This is a genomic window from Pseudomonas sp. HMWF006, from assembly GCF_003061205.1.
GTDB lineage: Bacteria > Pseudomonadota > Gammaproteobacteria > Pseudomonadales > Pseudomonadaceae > Aquipseudomonas > Aquipseudomonas monsensis.
In genome coordinates this window covers 1-1,291 of sequence record NZ_QAIU01000523.1, presented here as the reverse complement: position 1 = coordinate 1,291, position 1,291 = coordinate 1, and the positions used below count along the sequence as shown (strand labels likewise).

Genomic DNA, 1,291 nt, shown 5'->3' with positions numbered 1-1,291 from the left:
GTGTGTTGGCGCTGGATGTTTCGGAGAAGATGCTGGAGCGCGCGCGTGCGACCACGGCGGCGGCGAACATTCGCTATGAGCGCGCCGATCTGGAACAGCTCGACTTGCCCGCCTGCAGTTTCGATCTGGCTTACAGCTCACTGGCGCTGCATTACATCAAGGATTTGCCGGGGCTGTTTGCTCAGTTGTACACGGCGCTGAAACCGGGTTCGCATTTTGTGTTTTCCATTGAGCATCCAATCTTTATGGCACCGCGTAATCCGGGCTGGTTGATTGATGCTGAAGGTAACAAGCGTTGGTCGCTGGACAGCTATCAGCTGGAGGGTGAACGGGTGACAAACTGGTTGGCCGAGGGAGTGATCAAGCAGCATAGGACGGTAGGAACGCTGCTGAATTCGTTGATCGATGCAGGGTTCGCCATTCGCCATGTCAATGAATGGGGCCCGAGCGATGCAGAGGTGGCGGCGCAACCGGCGCTGGCGGAAGAGCGGGAGCGGCCGATGATGATGCTGGTGGCGGTGCAGCGCTGAGCGGGTTTACAACTTGAGAAGCCCCTCACCCTAACCCTCTCCCATAGGGAGAGGGGACTGACCGCGGTGCCAGTACGAGCTACGCCGACGTGCGAAATCGAGGCGAACCCAGGTTTTGGAAACAACACCACTCGGCTCCCTCTCCCTCGGGAGAGGGCTGGGGTGAGGGGCCTGTCCGAAAGTGCAGCCAAAATCTCAAGCCGGACAACAGTCCGAATTGATTTTATCGGGTCGCGACGATAAACAACCTGGGAAACGGCAACAACACCGAGCCATCCGCCAACGCCGGATAAGCCCGCTCAACCTCCGCCAGATACTGCTCCAGGTACTGCGTCTTTTCCTCTTCGGTCAGCGGACTCAAAAACGGAATCAAGCCGCTGCCCTTGAACCACTCCACCACCCCCGCCGCCCCGCCAGACAGCTGATGGTGATAGGTCGTGCGCCACACATCGACCCGCGCACAGTGCGGTCGCAGCATGGAGAAGTAATCGCTCGCACTCGCCATGTCGGTGCGTTGCCCCGCTGCGCCGCTGAGCTTGCTCGCCCACGGGCCATTCGCAGCGACTTCACGCATCAAGCGGTGGGACGGCTCGTTGAGGTTGTCCGGCATCTGGATCGCCAGACTGCCACCGGCCGACAACTTGCCGGCGAGTGCCGGTAACAATGTTGCGTGATCCGGCAGCCACTGCAGCACGGCGTTGGCAAAGATCACATCGTAAGGGCCGACATCGGCCCATTTATCGATGTGCGCGACGTCGAAC

Annotated in this window: 2 protein-coding genes; one reads left to right on the top strand and one right to left on the bottom strand. The window is 60.0% G+C overall.

What is annotated here, in order from left to right; genetic code table 11:
- Positions 1-530: bifunctional 2-polyprenyl-6-hydroxyphenol methylase/3-demethylubiquinol 3-O-methyltransferase UbiG (locus tag DBR24_RS23530; protein ID WP_256591762.1), on the top strand; the 530-nt coding region annotated here is incomplete at its 5' end.
- 223 nt (positions 531-753) lie between these two features.
- Here DBR24_RS23530 and DBR24_RS23525 read toward each other — a convergent pair.
- Positions 754-1,291 (bottom strand): trans-aconitate 2-methyltransferase (locus DBR24_RS23525; protein WP_128615943.1); only part of this gene is annotated, 538 nt, incomplete at its 5' end.